General features: G+C 60.2%; 16 protein-coding genes and 1 pseudogene. 10 read left to right on the forward strand and 7 right to left on the reverse strand.

Annotated features, from left to right (window positions below; translation table 11 throughout):
• Nucleotides 1-87 precede the first annotated feature (87 nt).
• Both QFZ94_RS36270 and QFZ94_RS36275 read left to right on the forward strand, forming a co-directional pair.
• Nucleotides 88-501, forward strand: a complete 414-nt coding sequence (locus QFZ94_RS36270; RefSeq protein ID WP_429462852.1) for a hypothetical protein — start codon at nt 88-90, stop codon at nt 499-501.
• Nucleotides 494-1,300 carry a hypothetical protein gene (locus QFZ94_RS36275; protein WP_429462853.1) on the forward strand — a complete coding sequence of 269 codons (807 nt, stop codon included), beginning with the start codon at nt 494-496 and terminating at the stop codon, nt 1,298-1,300. Before QFZ94_RS36270 ends, QFZ94_RS36275 begins: the two co-directional genes overlap by 8 nt.
• Nucleotides 1,301-1,382: 82 nt before the next feature.
• Here the strand turns inward: QFZ94_RS36275 and QFZ94_RS36280 are convergent, their stop codons facing one another.
• Nucleotides 1,383-2,810 carry a carboxymuconolactone decarboxylase family protein gene (locus QFZ94_RS36280; RefSeq protein WP_429462854.1) on the reverse strand — a complete coding sequence of 476 codons (1,428 nt, stop codon included), beginning with the start codon at nt 2,808-2,810 and terminating at the stop codon, nt 1,383-1,385.
• 92 nt (nt 2,811-2,902) lie between these two features.
• Here QFZ94_RS36280 and QFZ94_RS36285 point away from each other — a divergent pair, with 92 nt between their 5' ends.
• Both QFZ94_RS36285 and QFZ94_RS36290 read left to right on the forward strand, forming a co-directional pair.
• Nucleotides 2,903-3,901 carry a LysR family transcriptional regulator gene (locus tag QFZ94_RS36285; RefSeq protein WP_429462855.1) on the forward strand — a complete coding sequence of 333 codons (999 nt, stop codon included), beginning with the start codon at nt 2,903-2,905 and terminating at the stop codon, nt 3,899-3,901.
• A gap of 124 nt (nt 3,902-4,025) precedes the next feature.
• On the forward strand, nt 4,026-4,769 hold the full coding sequence (locus tag QFZ94_RS36290) for a hypothetical protein (RefSeq protein ID WP_368585012.1): 744 nt from the start codon (nt 4,026-4,028) through the stop codon (nt 4,767-4,769).
• Between the two features lie 594 nt (nt 4,770-5,363).
• On the opposite strand, the gene QFZ94_RS36295 is transcribed toward QFZ94_RS36290, so the two are convergent.
• From QFZ94_RS36295 to QFZ94_RS36305, 3 genes are all read right to left on the reverse strand, one after another.
• Entirely contained in the window at nt 5,364-6,467 is a 1,104-nt protein-coding gene (locus QFZ94_RS36295) for an extracellular catalytic domain type 1 short-chain-length polyhydroxyalkanoate depolymerase (protein WP_429462856.1), read from the reverse strand.
• A gap of 33 nt (nt 6,468-6,500) precedes the next feature.
• A complete protein-coding gene (locus QFZ94_RS36300; protein WP_018435971.1) occupies nt 6,501-6,917 on the reverse strand; it encodes a CopG family transcriptional regulator in 417 nt (138 codons plus the stop codon).
• A 230-nt stretch (nt 6,918-7,147) separates the two neighbouring features.
• Nucleotides 7,148-7,852 carry a hypothetical protein gene (locus tag QFZ94_RS36305; protein ID WP_429463645.1) on the reverse strand — a complete coding sequence of 235 codons (705 nt, stop codon included), beginning with the start codon at nt 7,850-7,852 and terminating at the stop codon, nt 7,148-7,150.
• A gap of 374 nt (nt 7,853-8,226) precedes the next feature.
• Here QFZ94_RS36305 and QFZ94_RS36310 point away from each other — a divergent pair, with 374 nt between their 5' ends.
• The 3 genes and pseudogenes from QFZ94_RS36310 to QFZ94_RS36320 form a co-directional block, all read left to right on the forward strand.
• Nucleotides 8,227-8,430: a cold-shock protein gene (locus tag QFZ94_RS36310; protein WP_176106399.1), complete on the forward strand. Its 204-nt coding sequence runs from the start codon at nt 8,227-8,229 to the stop codon at nt 8,428-8,430.
• 274 nt (nt 8,431-8,704) lie between these two features.
• Nucleotides 8,705-8,929 (forward strand): hypothetical protein, encoded by a 225-nt coding sequence (locus tag QFZ94_RS36315; protein ID WP_410852541.1) that lies wholly within the window; start codon nt 8,705-8,707, stop codon nt 8,927-8,929.
• A 177-nt stretch (nt 8,930-9,106) separates the two neighbouring features.
• Nucleotides 9,107-9,169 (forward strand): annotated as a pseudogene (locus QFZ94_RS36320) (30S ribosomal protein S21); the annotation flags it as partial.
• Between the two features lie 79 nt (nt 9,170-9,248).
• Here QFZ94_RS36320 and QFZ94_RS36325 read toward each other — a convergent pair.
• Together QFZ94_RS36325 and QFZ94_RS36330 are read right to left on the reverse strand one after the other, a co-directional pair.
• Entirely contained in the window at nt 9,249-9,539 is a 291-nt protein-coding gene (locus QFZ94_RS36325; RefSeq protein ID WP_429462857.1) for a hypothetical protein, read from the reverse strand.
• A gap of 32 nt (nt 9,540-9,571) precedes the next feature.
• Nucleotides 9,572-10,720, reverse strand: coding sequence for an extracellular catalytic domain type 2 short-chain-length polyhydroxyalkanoate depolymerase (locus QFZ94_RS36330; protein WP_429462858.1), 1,149 nt, complete (start codon nt 10,718-10,720; stop codon nt 9,572-9,574).
• A 627-nt stretch (nt 10,721-11,347) separates the two neighbouring features.
• Between QFZ94_RS36330 and QFZ94_RS36335 the strand changes: the two genes are divergently transcribed.
• Nucleotides 11,348-11,608, forward strand: a complete 261-nt coding sequence (locus QFZ94_RS36335; protein ID WP_429462859.1) for a hypothetical protein — start codon at nt 11,348-11,350, stop codon at nt 11,606-11,608.
• Between the two features lie 766 nt (nt 11,609-12,374).
• Here the strand turns inward: QFZ94_RS36335 and QFZ94_RS36340 are convergent.
• The gene (locus QFZ94_RS36340; protein ID WP_184229108.1) at nt 12,375-13,505 is read right to left on the reverse strand and encodes an IS110 family transposase; all 1,131 of its coding nucleotides are present in this window, start codon (nt 13,503-13,505) and stop codon (nt 12,375-12,377) included.
• Nucleotides 13,506-13,752: 247 nt separating this feature from the next.
• Here QFZ94_RS36340 and QFZ94_RS36345 point away from each other — a divergent pair, with 247 nt between their 5' ends.
• Nucleotides 13,753-14,631 carry a tyrosine-type recombinase/integrase gene (locus QFZ94_RS36345; protein ID WP_429455595.1) on the forward strand — a complete coding sequence of 293 codons (879 nt, stop codon included), beginning with the start codon at nt 13,753-13,755 and terminating at the stop codon, nt 14,629-14,631.
• A 16-nt stretch (nt 14,632-14,647) separates the two neighbouring features.
• A complete protein-coding gene (locus QFZ94_RS36350; RefSeq protein WP_429455915.1) occupies nt 14,648-15,817 on the forward strand; it encodes an IS91 family transposase in 1,170 nt (389 codons plus the stop codon).
• Nucleotides 15,818-16,219 lie beyond the last annotated feature (402 nt).

A 16,219-nucleotide genomic window follows, 5' to 3' on the forward strand; every position in this document is an offset into this window, starting at 1 on the left:
CTCGCCTGGCAGGGTCATTCGGGGCCGCTGCTCAATCATGTCCACAGCACATGGTGATTCGCGGAGTTCATCCGCAAGAAGCGGCAAATGAAGTACGATCGCGAACTGGTTTATATCGCATCGCTGCTTCACGGCCTGGGTCTGCCGGAGGATCATGCTGCGGACAAGCGCTCCGAAGTCGATGACGCCGACGCCGCGAGCAGGTTTCTGCATGCCCACGACTATCCGGAGACGACAATCGGCATCGTTTGGGACGCCATCGCCCTTCACTCAGCCGCTGATATAGCCCATCGCAGGGAGCCGGAAGTCGCGCTCGTCCACTTCGGCGCTCATGTCGACGTCATGGGGCTCAGGATGGACGAGATTTCTCCCCAACTCATCGACGATAAGCTCGCGCTCTATCCGCGACTCGGCTTTGGGTTCCGCTGTCGCTCGGTCGAGTTGACCACGCAAGGCTTTGCGATAGACTGCCTTGATCCTGGAGGGGTTTGTCGTGGCTGATCTTAAAACTATGCTGGTCCGTACCAACGCCGCTTGCGCCCTGGTTTGCATGTCGCTGCTGGCGCACGCCGGGACGTCGGCAGACTCTGCCGCTGTTCCCAATGCGACTGAGCCTGAAATTTCTGCCTCTGCAGATGTCCTGTCGACTCGCCCTTTCGTCGGCGACGACCCGGTTGCTATCAGGGACGCTTTGGCGGGCCAGAGCTTCAATACCAACTCGCCTTCGTTGAGCGATCGCATCAGGAACCTGATCCACGTCCCTGTCCATAAGGCGCCAGGCGGACTCGACTCGCCGAAAGCCAGTCTCGAGCGCGACCTGGCTTTCGTCGTACCGGCGCCCTACGGAATACGATATCAGTCAAAGACGCACCTGTTGACGGTGGACATAGATCTATCCGATGACAACAATCCGGGAGCGATCCTACTCAAGAAAACCGTCACTGGACAACGCGGTCGAGGGCTTGTGGTGGCGCCAGAGGCGAAGGCCAAGGGGTACATCCAACATATCGATGTGATTGAGCTCAAGTCGGGCGAACGGAGCAAAACCAGGGTTCACGGACGCGTGACACTGTCGCAGACGGCGTTCCACGAAGCGAATGGAGACTTCGCGATTGTGCTGATGTGTAGCATGACGCCACCGTACCTGACCGACCGACGCGAACATAGCGATCCCAGCAACGACGAGCCCACAGACATCACAAAAAGAACCTCGACCCTTTACACCAACATTCACGCCATCTGGCTGGTGAGCCCGCAGCGGGGTATCGTGCTATCGAAGAAGCTGCATCTGTCGAAGTGAAGAAGTAAAGAACTACGGATTGCTTTTCTACACAACCTCTCTCAAGGGTCGGGCCGGCCGCATGTCCGAAAGCGTGTGGCATTCATTGCCGTTCTCCCGCTACTTTTTGGGCGTGATCGCTTCGCTTGCTGAATTCCTCGCCGACGACACGCATGCTTTCCTCGACTGCGGGATATCCGCGATAGGGAAGGACGTTTAGCAGCGTTTCGACGATTTCCGCCTGCGTCGCGCCCGCCGTCAGCGCCGCATTCGCATGGACCCGCAGCGGCGTCTCCATCGCTTTGCTTCCCACCGCGGCGAGCGCCGAGCATGCGGCAAGCTCGCGCGTCTTCGCGTCGAGCCCGGCACGGCTAAAGATGTCGCCGTAGGAGTGCTCGACGATCGCGCGGCCGATATCCGGTGCCAGGTCGTTGAAGCTGTTGACCACGGCCTCGCCCGCCTGGGCAGAAGTGCTGGCGAGCGTCGCCAGTCCGCGTTCGCTGCGAGCCTTGCGAGTTTCGGAGACGATTGCATTCGCGCTTACCCGGCCGCCTGCCCCTTCCGTCTCTTTCTGCGCCGGCTTGGTGAAGACGGCGTCCGCAACCCCAAAGGCATTGAGAGCGCTCGGGAACCCGGCATACACGGCCAGTTGCATCAGGGCTTCGGTGATCTCGGTGCGCGACAGGCCCGACTCGAGCCCGGCTTCGATATGAAGGCGGAGCAGATCGCTGCGATTGCCGGCTGCTGCGAGCATCGAGATGCTCGCGATCTGTCTTGCCTTCGGATCGAGTCCTTCTCGAACGAAGATCTCACCGAACACGAACTCGACGGACCAGCGGGCGAGTTCGGGTGAAGTGCTTTCCAGCTTTTCCACGTACTCCTCCGGATTGGCCATCAAGCCGTCGAGTACCTCGAGACCCCGCTGATATCGCGCAGTGCCATCGTCGGACGCCGGGGCGATCGGATCGAAAGCCAGACCGCGCTCCCGAAAGATCTCGCGAACGATACCTACTGCGTTGATCGAGACCGGAAACCCTAGGATGGCAATCGCCAGGAACAGCATTTCGACCAGTTCCGCGGGCTCGCCGCCCGCATTGAGGAAGCCGGTCATGTGATATTTCAGTTGCGGTTGCACGCTGCCATGGGCCATCAGCGCGGCAACGGTGGCGATCTGGCGAAGGCACAAGTCCAGCCCCGGCCGCGACAGGATGTCTCCATAGGCAAATTCAACCGTGAATCGTGCCAAATCCGGGGCAACCTCCGCCAGACGGTTAACAGGGATATCGTAGCCCGCGCCACCGATCCTCTTCAGCACCTCGATACCCCGGGTAAAACGTTCTGCGCTGGTTTCGCCAGCGGACGCGCCCTGGAGGGCCGTCATGCCTGTCTGAGCCGTAGATCCATTCATCTGTGTTTTGCCATCGGCATCGGTGATTTGTCGCCCCGCTTTAATCGGCGCGAAAGCGGCTGCTGCCAGCTTTCTGGCTGCTGTGATCCTCTGCAGAGTGCCTCTGCGCTTGCACGTATCCATGTCTGATTTGCTCCTTCTCGAAGTCAGCGGAATGAAGCATACGGGCAGGAAGATGCAACAGGCCAAGACCAAATTCGTGATACCTTTTCTGCATGAGACTACGAATCGATCTACGCCAGCTGGAGTGCTTCGTCTCCGTGGCCGAGGAAGGCACGTTTCGCGCCGCGGCCGAACGACTCCACATGTCACAGCCGCCTCTAAGCCGCCAGATCAAACAGCTCGAGAGCGAACTTGGGGTGACGCTGCTCAATCGCGGTTCGGCGGGCGCGGAACTCACCACGGCGGGCCGCGCATTCCTGAAGGGGGCCAGGAAGACGCTCCTTCAAGCCTCAGAGGCGATCGAAACCGCACGACGGCATTCAAAGGAAGGGCCCCGGCAGCTCAGGGTCGGTTATACCAAGATCTTCGACCCGGAGGTCTTTCCTTCCCTCGAGCCCGCCTTCAGGAAAGCGGTTCCTGGCGGGTCGCTGGTCTTCGTTGCGGCCACTTCCGTCGAACTCATCCGGCGCCTGCGGCGTGGCGCGCTCGATGTCGCCTTGATCGGACTGCCCAGCGCAACAGGGGAACTGGTGGTGGAACCGCTGCACAAAGAGCCGCTGGTCGCGGTAATCCCTGCACGGCATCCGCTCGCGCGGCACAAAGTCCTGTCGATCCCGCAGTTGAATGACCAACCGGTGTTCTGGCCGCAGCGGCGAACAAATCCCGGATTTTTCGACTACTACGAAGAAGTGTTCGCGAAGCTCGGACATGCGCCGAGCCGAAGACTGACGGAACCCGCGGATCACCATCTTCTGCTGGCCGAAGTGGCAAACGGACAGGGCATCGGCTTCATACCTAAGTCGATGACGACGATGCGGCGCGCCGGTGCGACTTTCAGGCCACTCAAGGAAAGGGAATTCTGGATCGGATTTGGCCTCGCCTACAGGGATGCGCAACACGCATCAGAGTTGGATGCGTTGTTACGCATCGCGCGGCGCAAGACGGCGTTGGTGCCTCCGGGCATGCAGTCCTGCAGCAGCCCCTCAGGGCCGCCTAGCCCACCCCGCCCCGCCCGAGAAACCCTGCCACGCTTCCAAGTCAAATTGAAGTAAGCGCGCTCCCACCTTGGTCCTGACGCCAGGATCTGGCGCGCGCGGTGCAGACACAATGTCCGACGCGATGCGTATCACAGGCCATACTTGTCCGTACCGCCGCTTCGGATAGCAGGAGGGGATCATGGCACCCAAGCTCGTGAACTTTCTCGTCGTAGCGATGATGTTGGGCGGGGTGCTCGACACACTGACCGGCTGCGGGGGGAACGCGGTCGCGCCTGCGCCCTCCGCGAGCATGCCTCCGCCCGGGATGCCTGCCGGCGCGGCTTCCCCGGGATTCTTCAAGATCTGCAAGGGACAGACGTATGCACTCTGCGCGACCGCGAGTTGCACGGTGGTGAACCAGGTGGCCTATTGCCAATGCGACGTCAAAAAAGGCGACAGCATCAGCTTGCCCCTTCGGGTCGATGGCGAGGACGTCTGCTCGATAAACGCCAATGGCGCCGACAATGGGTACATGGTGAGCACGTTCAGCGTGCCGGAGTCTGTTGTCGCGCCGCAGGGCGATCAGGCGCTCTATAACTGTCCAGCGGGGTCCGACGGCGGCTACGCGCAATGCGACGGCGGCATGTGCTTCACCAGCAGCAAGGGCACCTCGTTCCCCGGGTTCAACGAGCCGCTCGACCGCGCGGACATCATCTGCGCATGTCCGATCAGTGTGACCCCGGGCTCCCCCGTCGGCTTCCAGATCGCCGGCCCATATCCTTGCGACAATTCGTACTTCCGCTTCTGCAAGAGCCAGGTCGCTAACAACAGAACCGGTTCGACGGTCAAGGTCGGCGCCCCGACCGGAACGGCCAGATTCCTTGCTCTGCGCCTCAACGGAAGTGCGCCGCCGTTGCACGAGTGTCTTCCTCCGTCCCAGTAGGCACGCAACCGAACACCACTCTCGCAGGTGGCGCATTAGTCAACGGATCATGTGGCGATATAAACATGAGGGATGTCAACGATCTTCATGTAGATGTTGAATGACGTTTCATGGCTGAACCTTACCATTGACCAAAGTTCGCGAGCGGTTTGTAGGCCGATCTGAGAGGTCGATTTTCCTGCGAGAGAATTGAAAAAGCCACGCAGCGACTTTTTCAACACAATCGGCCACGAACCGCCGTTCACCTGCGTTTTCGATCGGACATTCGTGCGTCGGCTCCGCCCCGTAACCGGCCTTCCGATCGATCAACACAACCGCTGGTTCGTCGCACGAAGTGACTGCTCCGTTTGTGCCTTCTTCGCATGATGATGGGTGACAACAGGAGGGCAGACACACCGAGCACCCGCAACACGCCTTCAACACCGCGAATAAGCCCCTTCGCTCAACCGACAAGGAGCGCCAGACCGATTGCCAGTTCGACGGCAATGATCGCAAGATTGGTTGGCAGGCGCGTTCGGGAAAGGAGCATGGCAACCGGCGCCTCCGTTGCGCGCCCTCCTTGCACCGGATACAGCAGCGCGGCGCGCTGGACGCTCACTGACGACGAGGATGCTCGAGAAAAAATCGCACCATCTCCGCACTGGCGTCGGGGCCGGATGGATCGGTATAGCTCCCGCTTGAAGAGCCTCCGGCCCACGCATGAGGCGCGCCGTGGATGATCCATAGTTCCGCATGTACCCCGGCTCGTGACGTCATGTGCCGGACCGTATGCTTGCGCGCCTGCCCATTAGCGCCCGACGGGCGAGCGGCTATCGGATCACTTGAGGAGAATCCGTGTACCAATCCGTCGGCGTTGGCAGGATGCACGGTCGCATCCGCGTCGCCGTGAAAAACGATGAGCGGGCATTGAGACGCCTGCGTGTCGTGAATGTCCACTCCGCCAGGTTTCCGCGCTTTGGACCGGGCTTTGCCGCCGCGCATCGCCGCGAGCGCGGACGGCAAGTCGTGCGCGCATCCGACGGGTAGGCCCGAATGAACGCCCGCAGCTGCGTACAGATCGGGATAGGCTTGCGCGACGATCGCCGCCATCGCGCCGCCGGCCGAAAGACCAGCAACGAAGACGCGTTTCGGATCGACGTCGTAATTCGCCATGACTTCGCGCGTGATGCCCGCGATCAGCGACGGCTCGCCGTGGTCGCGCAGCTGATCGGCAGGCCTAAACCAGTTCCAGCATTTCGAGGTATTTGCGCGTTGCGGCTGGGTCGGATAAGCGACGATAAAACCGTGCGTTTCGGCAAGGGCGTTCATCCGCGTGCCGGCTGCGAAATCGTCAGCGTCCTGCGTGCAACCGTGCAGCATGACGATGAGGGGCAGGGGATCACTGCCGTATTGACTGGGGACGTAGATCTTGTAATTACGCTGGCCCGCGGCGTTGACGTAGAGCCGCATGCTGAAGTGCCCGCAATCCTGCACGTCCGGTTCGGTTTGCGTCGTATGGGCGCGATGCCGGGGTTGCAGGCGGTCGGCGAAGCGCGTTGTCGTCGGTTTGTCATGCGGGTCAGCATGCACGGTTGCCACGTCCGTCGGCTCGCCGCGCATGGCGCGCTTGACAATCTCCGCGGCCGCAGCAGGGTCGTTGCTGCGAAAGAGTGCGAACGCCTCTTTCATCGAGTCCAGAAAGCCTTCGTTAAGTTTCATGTTTGTTCCGATAGCGGGGAGGAGTCAGGGATGTCAGCGAATCCGATCCGCTAGCGCGGCCTTGACCGCCGGTGAGGCATGGAGCGCGCCTCGAACCAGAATCGATTCGATCGCTGCCAGCGCAAGGTCGGGTGAGACGTCCGTGGCAATGCTCGCCAGTCCCAGCACCTGAATTCTGAGTCGCTGACTGGCCGCGCACGCTGCCTCGAGGTCTTGTTTCGAGAAATGCTGGAGACCCAGTACAAGCTCACGGCGCGTTACGGTTTCCTTGACGGCAGGAGCATGAATCGACAGCTGATTGCGGATGGCCGTACGGATCAGATCCGTGCGGTTCGAGTAAAAGCCCTCTTCGACGAGCAAATCGATTTGCCCCAGATCGACTGGACCAAGATTGATCGTAATTTTTTCGGTCTCGCTACCTCGTGAGCGATCCGGCACTTCTTTTGCCATATGCAGAAACCCTCCATTCATCATCCATGTGGATGGTTATAGGATGATTTCAAGAGGGCGTCAACGGCTAATCGCTGCGATTGGCCCGTGTGCGGTCTATCGGCCGAAAGACGCGGGCAGGGAGGTAACAGGCGATGTCGGTGTGCGTCGAGGCGACGCGAGGACGAGATGGATTGCGAGTCGTGTACTTCGTGTTCCAGTGCCACGGTCCCAGGGCCTTACGCCGATAATCAGCCAGCGCGGTGCCAGCAACCGGATTTCGGGCACACGGCGGCTGGTGCGCCGTTCATCCAGACTTGCTCCTCCTCTAATCGCTGCGACGACGGGCGGTCGATGTCGAAGATCACCTTGAGTGCTTGCCCGACATTGGCGTCTTCGATCGGAAGCTCCCACGTTAAGAAAATCTGGGTGAAGTCCTGGTCCGGCGCGAAGTCGGCCGCAGAGAAACTCTCGGCGCCACGCTGAATCACGCCATGGGGCTGGCCCGTATCGAAAATGACGGCTGTTCCGCGCTTGAGGGGAATGCATTGACCCGTAGAGGGAAACCGCAAGTCCAGGCCCTTGTCTTCACTCAGGAACAGATTGCAAAACGCGGCACTGCCATATTGCTCACCATCATGGTGATATCTCGCGCCACGACAGGCCATCAGCGCCATGTCACTATCGGCGAGCAGCGCGGGCAGTCCCAGGGCGCACGTCCAATCGGACATGGCTTGCACGCAGCGCTTGTAGGCCGGCCAGCGCACTTGCGTGCGCGCCAAAGGCATTGCCTCGACATCCCCAGGTTCCAGAGCGAGTCGCGTCGATATCTCTCTTTGCCAATCTGCCACGACGGGCGCAGGGGGTGACGGTACATCGAGCGTGGTCCATAAAACGATGTCACTTACGCGTCGACTGCGGATGGCGTCGCCGCTCCAGAAAAAGGAAGTCAGCATATTTCTCATTTCATGCTGTCGAAGGGAGTTCGTCGAGGCATTGTAGTGATTCAGCCTGGTCATCCCGGTAAAAATCGGCGATGAAGCGTTCATCACCTGGTCACATAGCCAAGTCATTCCAGCGTCGGCTGCCCCTTTGGAAACAGCCAGATGTCGCATCGCTTCGTCAGCAGCACGGCCCGCCTGCTGAAATGGTTACAAGATAAGTGTTGACTCTGACCCGCCTGGCGGGTACTGTGCCGTTCGAAGTTCAAGAAGTTCGATTGCTGTTCATCAATTGCTCGCTCCTCAGCGGTATTCGTTGTCCTCTCCCTCCTTGAAGCTTCAAGCGCTCTTTGACAGAGCAAGTATTCATTTTTTCTCAAGGATTCTTCATGGAAACCGGTACCGTTAAATGGTTTAACGACAGCAAAGGCTTTGGCTTCATTACCCCGGACAAGGGCGGCGACGACCTGTTCGCTCATTTCTCCGAGATCCGGGCCGACGGCTTCAAGACGCTGGCTGAAAATCAGAAGGTGAGCTTCGAAACGAAGCAAGGCCCCAAGGGTCCGCAAGCGGCTAACATCAAGCCGTTGTAAAGTTTGAAGGACCCGGCATTCGACGAACGCCGGGTTGCAGCGACACCCTCGCGGAGTTTTGTCTCCCAAAGTTAGCGCGATCGCCGTTAGCTGCATCTGCTGATTCGGCAGCTTAGCGAGCGCCATACGTCTTGTTGCGCCTCATTCTCTCCTCAGGCCTCAACGCCATCTTTCGCCTTTCGACTGCTTGATGAATCGGCTCGAGTGGCTTTGGGTCAACGCACCCGTGTCCTTTCGCACGGTACGCGCGCACTCCAATATCATTAAAATTAAAATGCAAAACAAACAAGTTCAACAATACAACGGCTATGCCGTCCAATCCTCGGCGCATCGTTTGCCCGACGGTAACTTCTCATCCAACCTGTTGCTAGAACGCCTCGATAACGTCCGAGCCGAATGCCGCTACTGGTTCTATTCACTCGACTACTTCACGAGTGAAGAGCAGGCGTTGCAGTACTCCAGCCAATGGGCGCGCAATTGGGTCGACACCCGCGGTTAAGGGCGACTCCACAGTTCGAAACATCCAGCGCATTCGAAGCGCCAGGGCGGTGCAACCAAAGGCGCTCGAACATCGCGCAGGTTTTAGAGCGGCACGTCGTCGGCACGCGCGGCTATCGGCCCACCGTCCTTCTGGGCCGCCGATAGTGGCCTGGAAGATGGCGGGGCTCGGCCCGTGAAGAAACCTACCACCGAACGCAAGCGCAAAAAGGCTGCGGCAGTGGCACGACTGCGCAAGTAGAGCAAACGGTCGTTGCCGCCAAAAAAGCGGTATTGCCTGGAATTTTCCGGGCAGGCATGCTAAGGCGCCGGGCATCCCGCTAACCTCCGTATGGGGCTTCCTTCTGATCCTGGCCGATTGGCCGGTTGGGTTCGCATACCGGCCACGCGATTTTCTGCGATCGATAGAGGGCTTCGGGTCGGTTTGGTGCATTCGCCGTCGGCCCGGATTCGGCCAGGAAGGGCGTGTGTAGTTGATCGCCAGCGAGCGTGGTGATGCGCGGCTCTCGTGGTTTTAGGCCACCCAGACTTTCACTAGTGAAATCGGTCCAGCTGACGGTGGACTGAAATAAACCGAAATCCGCTCCGTTGATAGTGTTGTCGGCGGCCATCGGCGCCCGGGTCGGGCCGTACCAGGACGACCCTACGGTCGGCCCGTCACGCGTTGCACCATCCCGTAGAGCACGGACATCTGCAAGCCGCTCTTGAGCGCGTAGTTCGGGTCGTATTGATTGGAGTAGCCCCACCAGTCGAAGCATGCGTTCGGGTTGGTCGGCCCCGGCGCAGACGACGCGAACGTGTCGGGATACACGACCACAAGCTTGTTCGTGTCGGCCCATTCGTTGATGCCGGCCTCGGTGACCCAGCGGTTGCCGATCAGTGATGCCTCCTGCAGACAGCCGTGCAGAGCGAGCACGAATCCACACGTTTCACCCTTCGCGCAGGCTTGCGGAACAAAAACGCTGCCTGTCGAACTCATCGAAACGTTTTCGGACGCCCCGAACTCCGTTTGATCGAATGAAGACAGCCTACCCTTCAGCGCTCCGTTTTCGCGCGGTTTCAATGGGCCGAGGAACGTCGTCAACCACGTCTTGACTGAATCGTAGACTTCGCCATTGGCCGAACAGCGCACCATGTAGGGACTCCCGAGAGTGCCGCACGCAAGTTCGCCGTCAGGCGATTCCCAGCCGTGCTCGGCGGGAAATGTATTGTCAAAATGAACATTCGCTCCGTAATGTGCGTATTCCGAGTCCAGGTCGGCCATCTCACGTGGATTGACGACCTCGTCCAGCGTGCCGGACCACAGATAGACCGGCTGTCCACGCAGATTCGTCGCCGGGTCGATGGTCCCGAGGGACGATTGCGCGTCAAGGTACGCTTCGGATGGCACCAGCGTGCTGTTATACGACGCCTGATTCGTCGGAAGAGTCTCGCCGCCACAGTTTGCCAAAGCTGTAGCGGCTCCTCCGGCGCCTGCACACCAATACACCCCGCCAGCGTACACAGCGGCTCCTTTGAAAGTAGACGAGTGGGCAACGTGCATCTGCACTGCCGCGAAACCGCCTGAGGAGATACCTGCAACGAAGACTTTCGCCGGATCAATATTGTAGCGCTGCAGCTTGACGATTGCGGAAGGGGCCGACGCACTGTCCGAGGTTAGAGCCGCGGAGCCGGCTACCGCCTTCTCCTGTGCCGATGTTCCGGCCGAATCGCCACTGCCGCCACACCCGGCAAGGCCGATCGCTAGTGCAAACGCCGGCGCTAACCGCCGGCCTAAAGCCTTCGTTGTCATTGTCGTCTCCTCGGCGGGGCAACTTACACAAGTGCATCACTCCGACTGTCGAACTGGGCGCGGTTTCGCCTTCCGCCAAAAGCTCGCTAACACTAGTGATCGACAAAGCACGCATGTTTGCCGCGTACGATGCGCCCGACGAGATCCAGCGCAGCAAAAAACGCTCCCGCAGCACGTCAATCTTGGAACGTCGGTTCTAACCGCACGCTCCATTAACGCAACCGGTTTCATTTGTCGAGGTGGGATTCAAGCTGCCACGCCGAGGACAGCGAAACGCCCGGGCGTTGATGGACATCTTCGGCGAGCATGCCATTCGACTTTAGTCGCGCGGGTGGCGGTCACTGCCATCGCATGGGGCCGCAGTCGGCCCAATTTCGGACGTTCGACGTTGATTCCGAGATTGCTGATAATCCCGGACGGTCCGACTCAAGCTCTGCACTAGCGTGCCGTTATCAACCTAAACCAATCAGCCTCCAAGATTCTCGGGGGCGGCTCTCTCTTCTGTTGTGACTCAACCGGCGCCGCCCGCGGTACCATCCTCAATCGCGGATACGAGTCACGATAAAAGGCAGCAGTGAAACGGAAAAATCAAAAATGTTTAAACGAGCTTGGAGGGGAGAAGAACCCTTGTGGAAAGTGTGGTGGCTGATCGGCGTGCCACTTAACCTGCTGCTGATCCCCCTGCTAGCTGTGCTTCTGACACCAAATGTTCCGACTCCGCTGTATTTCGGGGCACTCATCTTTTATCTGCTGGCGTTCTTTGCGTGGATACGAGCGGCCTGGTTGTGCGCACCGAACGTCGAGCGTCGTATCTGGATGGTTCTTGCACGAGCGGTGCTCGTACTACGCGTCTGCTCGCTGGCGAAACTCCTGTTGGTAACGAACTGATCCAACCATGCGTAAGAGCGGCCAGGAACGGGCGGTCGACGCGGGAGCCTGCATCGCCGACAATTGCGTGACAAGGCGAAATCAAAATAAGGGGAAACTAAATGCTGTGTCCGGCTTGCAACTCTCAAAACCTCGCTACTAGCGTAAAGTGTTTCCAATGTGGGACGACACTTATCTACGAAGCTACAGGCCACTCGGCTGCGTACATAAAAGGGGCTAGGAGGGTTGATTCATATATTTATGGGCTCGCGGGCGCCATTTCCGCCTTGGTACTCGCAGTAGTTTTGCTAAAAACGCTATTTTCTGACTGGGATCTAAACGCACCTCTCATTTGTTTCATTAGCTTTTCTTTCGGTGGATTGGCAGGCCGATTCATTGCATGGCTGAAGTGGCGTGATCTTTTGCGACTATCGAAATAGACCGGGAGCGATGAACAAACTCCAAATCCAATGTCCGCTATCGGACGCATTGGCCGACCGCTCTGGGTCGGTTGGACTGATATGACTTTCCGTGTCAATCGCGATCGGTTCTCGGTCTGGGTACATCTGAATTTCCTGAGGGCGACGTAGCAGTACGTCTCGACGGTGGGTCACACTGATATCCGCGGGTTGGTTACCGCATTACTGTGGTCCGCCCTATGAGCCTGCCGCTACCTAAAGTCGCAAGTCGCATAAGATGTGTTGCATAGTCCAATCGCGGGTTGCTCGGGTGCCGGGCTACGCCGCCTTCAGGAAACTCTCCGTGTCCTCGTTAAGATGAGATAGTGTCAGACCGGCCTGGCATCTTTCGGTATGGCGAGAGACATCGCCAGTCTGCCGATGTCCCAGATAAACCCTGAGAGCTCTCGCGCAACGGCAACCACGCCGGTGTTCACATTCTTGCCGCGCGCTGCGAGCTTGCGATATCGCCGGCATAGCCGCAGCTGGGCATCCCATGCGCGGTCAATGATCGGTTTCGGAATTCCTTCATGGCGGCGTTGGATGTCGGGGCTCACCCGAGCGGGGTATCTGTAACTCCACGCAGCCTCCACGAGCAGCTTTCTTGCATAACTGTTCCCGTTTTTTGTAATGCTGCCTTGACGGCGCCGCTCGCCTGACGAGTGTTCGGAGGGCGTCACCCCGAGCCAGGCCATCAGCTGTCGCGGATGCTCGAATCGCGACAGGTCACCCAGTTCGGCGAGCATGCCAACGGCCGTGGTGAACTGGATACCGCGCATGGTCTGCAGTCCCAGTACGGCCGGATAGAAGCGCCAGTTGACGACAGCCTCGCGTAGTGCCGCCTCGAGGCGGTCGCATTGGGCGAGTCTGTCTTCAATGGTGCGGCGGCACTCGTCAAAGGCCAGTTGTTGCCAGTGGTTGGGGAATACGAAGGTGCTGATCCACCGTCGATGTGCCGGCCCCCAGTTCGCGCTGCCGGTGTAACGAATACCATGAGAGAGCAGAAACGACTTGAGGCGCTGACGCGCGTGCTTGAGATCCGCTTTGGCGGCGGCCCACGCGCGGGCCAGGTCCCGGAATGCCTCATCTTCGACGCCTGGCACGTAGACTGACGAGAGATCACCTGCACGCAACGAGCGCACGAGTTTGAGTGCGTCGCGGCGGTCAGTCTTGACCCGCTCGCCTGGTTTCTTCGGAATCAGCGACGGGGCACATACCACGCAGTCGAATCCCTTCTGCACCAGTTGCCGGTAGAGGCCATAGCCGCATGGCCCTGCTTCGTAGACGATGCGAACGTGCGTCGCCTTGGACTGCATGCGCTGGCACAGGCGATCGATGTCTGTCTTCGAAGTGCCGATCTTGCCCAGCAATTCCACCTCGCCTATCCCGACGGCGTAGGCTGCCGTGATGGATTCCTTGTGGACATCCAGACCGACGTACACAGTGCTATCGTGTCCCATGCTGGCCTCCGTGCTGGAAATCGCCGGGTGTCGCCCTCGTGCACACCATGCGGCTCTGGCAGCAATGCTAACCCGCGTCTGGTTTCTCACGGCGGGCCAGCCACCACATCACGGAAAGTCATACTGCCTAAACCGCTCGCGCGGTAAGGGGCTGCGGCCGGCGGTAGTAGCAATGGAGAGGAAACCGACTCTGTTCTCATGTTGATGGGCGAGGTAATTCGCCTCGCCGTTCAACGGGAGCAGAGTCATGACTGATACCCTCCAGACTGTCAGCCCACTGCGCCAGCGCATGATCGACGACATGCGTATGCGCCATCTGGCGCCGAAGACGCAGGCCGGTTATCTGCGCATCGTACGCGAGTTCACCCGGTTTCTGGGGCGCCCGCCCGACACCGCCACCGTCGAGGATCTACGGCGTTACCAGCTGCATCTGGTCGACCACGGCACGTCGCCCGTGTCGCTCAATGCGGCGATCACCGGACTGAAGTTCTTCTTCGAGATCACGCTTCACGAACCCGAACGGATGGCCCGGATGCAGCCGGTGCGCGTGCCCCGCACGCTCCCGGTCGTGCTCAGTCCGGACGAAGTGGGACGCCTGATCGCTGCGACCGGCAACCTGAAGCACCAGACCGCACTGTCAGTCGCCTACGGCGCCGGCCTGCGTGCCAGTGAAGTGGTGGCGCTGAAGGTCGGCGACGTGGACGGCCAGCGCATGACGCTGCGCATCGAGCAGGGCAAGGGCCGCAAGGACCGTTACGCCATGCTCTCGCCGGTACTGCTTGAACGCCTGCGTGTCTGGTGGCGCGTGGCGCACGCGCAGGGCCGGATGCTGGAGGGCGGCTGGCTGTTTCCAGGCCTCGACCCGGTCGATCCGCTCAGCACACGGCAGCTCAACCGCGCCATCCACGCCGCCGCCGTCGCTGCAGACATCAACAAACGTGTCTCGATGCACACATTGCGACACAGCTTTGCGACCCACCTGCTGGAGCAGAAGGTTGATATCCGTGTCATCCAGGTCCTGCTGGGCCACAAGAAGCTGGAGACGACCGCGCTCTATGCCCAGGTCGCGACGGACCTGCTGCGCGAAGTGATCAGTCCGCTGGAGAAGCTGCACAACAACAGCTGAAACACGGCGCACTGCCGTGCCCGAAGTCGCGGACGTCTTCCGCGCGCATGGGCCCGCGTGGCGACAGACCGTACAGCTGAGCCTGGGACAGCTGAAGGTCATGTCGGCGATCGAACAGTGCCGCAGCGCGGCGCTGGGTGGGCACGTGTTGCGCTGTTGTGGCTGCGAACAGATCGAGGTGGCCTACAACTCCTGCCGTAACCGCCATTGTCCGAAGTGCCAAGGGAGCGCCGCGCACCGGTGGCTCGAGGCACGTCAGGCCGATCTGCTACCGGTCGGGTATTACCACGTGGTCTTCACGCTGCCTGCGGCGATCAGCGCGATCGCCTGGTACAACAAGTCGATCATCTACGGGCTGCTGTTCGACGTTGCCGCCGAAACCCTGCGTACCATCGCCGCCGATCCGAAGCATCTGGGCGCGCGGATTGGCGCCACGCTGGTGCTGCATACGTGGGGTTCGGCGCTGACGCACCATCCTCACGTACATGGCATCGTTCCCGGAGGAGGCCTCGCGCCTGACGGTGAACGGTGGGTCGCATGCCGGCCCGGCTTCTTCCTGCCAGTACGTGTGCTCTCGAGGCTGTTCCGGCGGCGCTTCCTGGAAGAACTCACCCATGCCTGTCGCCGGGGCCAGCTACGCTTCTTTGGCGAGTACGCTGCACTTGCCGATCCCGCGGTCTTTACCCGGTGGCTTGCGCCACTGCGCGCCTGCGAATGGGTGGTGTATGCGAAGCGCCCGTTCGCTGGTCCTGAGGCAGTACTCGCGTATCTGTCGCGCTATACGCATCGCGTGGCCATCTCCAACCAGCGCCTCGTCACGTTCGACGAGCGCGGCGTGACCTTCCGCTGGAAGGACTATCGGGCCAGCGGCCGCACACGCCACAAGACGATGACGCTTGCGCCCCAGGAATTCATGCGACGCTTCCTGCTGCATGTGCTGCCCGGGGGCTTCCACCGCATCCGCCATTACGGTCTGCTCGCCAACCCGGTGCGCCGGCAGAACCTGGCGACGATACGCGCGCTGTTGCACGCTCCGGCAACCATTGCCGCCAGTAAAGACGCGTCAGCCCAGACAACGGCACCGACATTTGTCTGCCGGCATTGCGGCGCACCGATGGTCATCGTCGATATCCTGCCGCGTAGCCACCCGATTCGCGCGCCACCTGGTTGCAGAGGTGATGCGTGAACCAGAATGACCAGGTATCTTCAGTCCGACTGTCGGCTCCTCGGCAACGAGCGCCAGCAGGAGACGTTTGTGTGCATCTCGCCAGGCAGAAGTTGCCGCCTGTCGGCAGTCGCGACCAATGCGCTGTGCGACGGCATCGCAACTTCATCGGCATCAGGCCAGCCTCGGCTTCGTCCGATCAACGCGTGATCAGCCGGGCCACGCGATCACTTCAATCCCCATAACCGCCTCGGTACACCCCGCGGTTTCCTCCCTCGAGCGTTGTCCAACGCCTGCCCGCATACGCCGTCGCTTACTCACGCGGCAGCAGACATGGGCAGGCGTCGAACAACGCTTAACGAGAAGCGACATCAGCGTCGGGCGGTGATCGGGCACGAAGCGCAATTCGCCGTTACTGACGTT

It is taken from the genome of Paraburkholderia sp. JPY465, assembly GCF_050436725.1.
GTDB classification, from domain to species: Bacteria; Pseudomonadota; Gammaproteobacteria; order Burkholderiales; family Burkholderiaceae; genus Paraburkholderia; species Paraburkholderia youngii.